Origin of the sequence: Flavobacterium araucananum (assembly GCF_002222055.1) — a bacterium.
Lineage (GTDB): Bacteria > Bacteroidota > Bacteroidia > Flavobacteriales > Flavobacteriaceae > Flavobacterium > Flavobacterium araucananum.
In genome coordinates, this window is sequence record NZ_MUGS01000100.1 from 1 (window position 1) to 4,576 (window position 4,576).

General features: G+C 32.7%; 4 protein-coding genes. 2 read left to right on the forward strand and 2 right to left on the reverse strand.

Going from position 1 to position 4,576, the window contains the following annotated elements; all coding sequences use genetic code 11:
- Nucleotides 1–68: 68 nt before the first annotated feature.
- Nucleotides 69–1,730 carry a 2-succinyl-5-enolpyruvyl-6-hydroxy-3-cyclohexene-1-carboxylic-acid synthase gene (menD, locus tag B0A64_RS24230; protein WP_089482017.1) on the reverse strand — a complete coding sequence of 554 codons (1,662 nt, stop codon included), beginning with the start codon at nucleotides 1,728–1,730 and terminating at the stop codon, nucleotides 69–71.
- A gap of 177 nt (nucleotides 1,731–1,907) precedes the next feature.
- On the opposite strand from menD, the gene B0A64_RS24235 reads away from it, so the two are divergent.
- Both B0A64_RS24235 and B0A64_RS24240 read left to right on the forward strand, forming a co-directional pair.
- The gene (locus B0A64_RS24235) at nucleotides 1,908–3,086 is read left to right on the forward strand and encodes a thioredoxin family protein (protein ID WP_089482018.1); all 1,179 of its coding nucleotides are present in this window, start codon (nucleotides 1,908–1,910) and stop codon (nucleotides 3,084–3,086) included.
- Nucleotides 3,087–3,112: 26 nt separating this feature from the next.
- The gene (locus B0A64_RS24240; RefSeq protein WP_089482019.1) at nucleotides 3,113–3,610 is read left to right on the forward strand and encodes a GNAT family N-acetyltransferase; all 498 of its coding nucleotides are present in this window, start codon (nucleotides 3,113–3,115) and stop codon (nucleotides 3,608–3,610) included.
- Between the two features lie 113 nt (nucleotides 3,611–3,723).
- On the opposite strand, the gene B0A64_RS24245 is transcribed toward B0A64_RS24240, so the two are convergent.
- Complete coding sequence (locus B0A64_RS24245) at nucleotides 3,724–4,311, reverse strand: glutathione peroxidase (protein WP_089482020.1); 588 nt, start codon at nucleotides 4,309–4,311, stop codon at nucleotides 3,724–3,726.
- Between the last annotated feature and the right edge of the window lie 265 nt (nucleotides 4,312–4,576).

Here is a 4,576-nt window from a genome sequence, read left to right on the forward strand (position 1 = left end):
TTATAAAAACCAAAATTAAAGTTTTATCTTACATTAAAATAATTTTTTAACTTATTTTACGCACAATATTAAACTAACTCTTTAAAGTACTGTTTCAAAATGACATCATTTTCCAAAGTAGGTGTAAAAATTTCTAAAATAGCCGGCGAATCATTTTTATCATAAAATGATTTTAGATTTTTTTCTAAAGATATCCCATCATTTGCTGTATAATAATCCATACCATACATCTTTGCGAGATGTTCTGCCGTTAAGTGGTGAGAGGTTTCAAAATAGGTATTAAAAACAGGTTTTTCTTCATGTCCGGGTAAAATCCTGAAGATCCCTCCTCCTCCATTATTAATTAAAACAATTTTGAAGTTTTTAGGAATATACGAATTCCATAAAGCATTACTATCATACAAAAAACCAATATCGCCGGTGATAAAAACGGTTTGTTTTTCGTTTCCTACCGCGGCACCAATTGCTGTAGAGGTACTTCCGTCGATACCACTTGTTCCTCTGTTACAAAAAACTTCTATAGTAGGATCAATATCTATTAATTGTGCATATCGAATTGCGGAACTGTTGCTAATTTGCAACTGACTTTTTGCAGGCAGAGATTCAATTACTTTTTCGAAAACTTTAAAATCAGAAAACGGGATTTTATCTACATATTCCTGTCTTTTGTTTTTTCGTAGCGCATATATTTTATCAATTTTTGCAAAATAGTCACTTTCTGTAACCACACTTTTAGCAAATAATGCTTTAAAAAAATCGTTGGGTTGCATTACAAAATGCTTTGTTAGCGCACTAAAAGTATCATAAGCACGCAAAGTATCAATATGCCAGTGTTCTTTTGGTTTGTATTTTCGTAAAAATGCTTTGATACGTTTAGAAACGATCATTCCGCCAAAAGTAATTAAGATTTCCGGCTGAAAAGCCTTAAAATCAGCATCATCAAAAGGTGTGATTAAAGTATCTATACTATTGATAAAACTGGGATCGTGCAGGTTTGAAGTAGTTTCTGTCAATACGACTACAGACGGATCATGAGCAAAATTAGCGACTATTTCGGGATCAATACTATTGGCTTCATTTACGCCAACGAGTATCAGTTTGCTCTCGGCAGCATTATAGACAGAAATAACATCATCTATATTTTCGATAATTTTTGTTCCGATAATCTCTTCAGAATGGGTGATTTTTGATTGTACCGAAAGTGTATCGACCGTTTCGTACAAAGGTTCTTCGAAAGGTGCATTAATATGAACAGGACCTTTTTGAAGAATAGCAGTCTCGATTGCTTTATTGATTTTTAAATCATTTTCTACCGAAGCTTCTTCGTTTAAATTGGCATTGAAAACGGAGTGGTTCTGAAAAACATTTTCCTGACGAATTGTTTGTCCGTCGCCAATATCGATCTTGCTTTGCGGGCGATCTGCCGAGATTACTATTAACGGAATCTGACTGTAAAATGCTTCGGCAACTGCCGGATAATAGTTTAATAATGCAGATCCTGATGTACAAACAATTGCTGTAGGTGATTTGGTTTGCTGTGCGATTCCTAATGCAAAAAAGGCAGCGCAGCGTTCGTCTGCAATGCTATAACATTTAAAATTAGGATTCTGTGCAAATCCAATCGTTAAAGGTGCGTTTCTTGATCCGGGAGAAATTATAATATTGGTGATTCCTTTTGCTAAACAAATTTCGATAATGCTTTGAGCAAGCGCTATTTTGGGGTAAATCATTATTATGGCGTATTATTTTTTAAAGAGAATCTAAAAGTCGAAGATTTCTTTTTTTTATTACACAAAGTTACAAACTTCGTACTGGATTTAACTTATAAATAGGAAGATATTAAGGGCTGTTTATCGAAAAAGGGAATATATTTGTAAAACAGATTTTTTAATAAAAATAAACTCTTTATGCGTTTCTTCTATCTATTCTTTCTTTGGCTTTCGCTACAAACTGTACATTCTCAAAATCAATTTGTTCCTGATGATGTGCCTTACAAAACAGCTCTGGAAAATGCAAAAACACAAAGAAAACCTCTTTTTGTGATGCTTTATGCTGATTGGTGTCCACATTGTAATCAAATGAAAAAAGAGGTATTTAGCGATCCTGCGGTGATGGATTTTTTAAAGAAAAACTACGTTTGTGCCTGGAAAAACATCGAAAAAGAAGAAGGTATCGCTCTTAGAGATAAATTCAACACAAAATCATTGCCTACCTTTTTGTTTATAGATCCCGGTACTGAAACACTTTTGTACGGTTTAAAAGGCGAACTAAAAAAAGCGGATTTCATGACCGAAGTTAATTATGCTTTAAATCCTAAAATGCAATTACCCTATTTAGAAAAAGAATTTCTTGCTGACCCCGGTAATTCGACTAAGTTTTTTGCTTATTTGAATACCTTAAAAAAAGGAAAAGACAGAACAGATTTATCGATCCCGACTCATATTTATCTTAACACACAATCTGATGCACAATTGGTTAGCGAAACAAACTGGCGTGTTATCGCAAATGGTGTAACGGATATTAATTCGAGAGAATTTCAATATGTTTTAAACCATCAGAAAGATTTTGCCGCTGTGGCTTCTCAAAGTCGTATTGATCGCAAAATCGAAAATATTGTGACGGAATTGCTTCGTCCTTATGTTGATAATTTAGACACGATAAACTACTATAAACAAAGGGAAATTGCAAAATCTATACGATTGCAAAAAACAGATTCTATTGTTTTTAAATTTGACTTGACTTTAGCAGAAAGAACAGAAAAATGGCAGTTTTATAAAAAAGTAACCCTTGAAGATACAGAAAAGTTCGTCTGGACAGATGCCAGTTTCCTAAAAGATATTGGTCAAACCTATTTAAAGAATATCTCAGACACAGAGAGTTTAAAAAAAGCAATTACATGGGTAAAACATTCCTTAGAACTAAATGATTCTTATGATGGGAATCTCCTTGTCGCACGACTTTACAACAAAATAAAGGATAAAAAATCTGCTTTAAAATACGCAAAAGACGCAAGGGTTATTTGTACGGCAATGACCTGGAGCACAAAAGATGTAGATGATTTATTAGCTGAACTCAATAAGAAATAAAATTAAAATAACGATTAATAAACACCATGAACCCAATACTAAGACCAGCCACAACAAAGGATTTAGAAAAAATTCTGGAAATTGTAAACCATTCTATTTTACATACAACCGCAAATTATAATTATGATATTCAAACTATCGATATCCAGACTAAATGGTTTGAAGATAAAACCAACAAAGGGTTGCCAATTGTTGTAGCAGAACTGGACGGCGAAGTTGTAGGTTTTGGAAGTTATGGTCAATTTAGAGAAAAAATTGGGTATCAGTATACTATCGAACATTCTGTTTATGTAGTTGATACTGTAATAGGAAAAGGAATTGGTTCTAAACTATTACTTGAATTAATTCGTTTGGCAAAAGAACAAGGCTATCATGTTATGATTGGTGCTATTGATGCAGATAATGCGGGAAGTATTGCTTTTCATGAAAGATTTGGGTTTGTAGCAACCGGAACGATTCGCGAAGTGGGTTATAAGTTTGATCACTGGCTCGATTTAGTTTTTATGCAATTGATATTAGTTTAACTCAAAAGTTTTCCTGCAAAGAATAAAGAATTACGTGACGTTCTAATAAAAAAAATCCACAAACTTGAAATTACATTCAAATTTGTGGATTTTTTGGTTGAGATAGTTATTGCTTAACTTTTTATCCAATTGATAACTTCAGGATCTGTTGGCAACGTTCTTGGTTTAATTACTTTAACCAATTCGCCTTTTTCGTTGATAAGGTATTTCTGGAAATTCCATTCTACGTCAGAATCCTGCAAACCATTTTTAGCTTTTTGTGTCAAAAATTTATAAACGTCGCACATATCATCCCCTTTTACAGAAACTTTGTCCATCATAGGAAAAGTTACCCCGTAATTTTGTTGACAGAATGTTTCGATTTCTTTGTTTGTTCCCGGCTCCTGAGAGGCAAAATTATTTGCTGGGAAACCTACAATAACAAAGCCTTTGTCTTTATATTCTTTGTAAATCGCTTCAAGATCTTTGTACTGAGGTGTTAATCCGCATTTTGAAGCCGTATTTACAATCATTACTTTTTTGCCTTTTAAAGAGGCGAAATCAAATGTATCTCCGGATAAATCCTGAACTTTAAATTGGTAGATGTTTTCTTTTGCCATGACTTTATCTGTTTTAGACAATTTGTTTTTGCTCGTTTGAGCCTGAAGTTGCGTGCTTAATAAAAATACAACGCTACAAGCTATAAATACTATTTTTTTCATTTTTTAATTTTTTATAAAATTAGTCAAAATCTGTTTTGCTTAAATATTTTGCCTCCTTTATTTTTATTAAACATAAGTTAAATAAAAAATGAAGCCTAACGTTAATCAGACGTTAGGCTTCCCCCCATACAAACAAATCAAACCATGAATTAATTGTTATGCTTTTATATTTTTTTCTTTAATTAAAGTTGATGCCCCGGTTATGTTGAAAATTTTAATTTTAAATTTCTAATACCTTCAATGTTTATACATATTTCTATAGGCG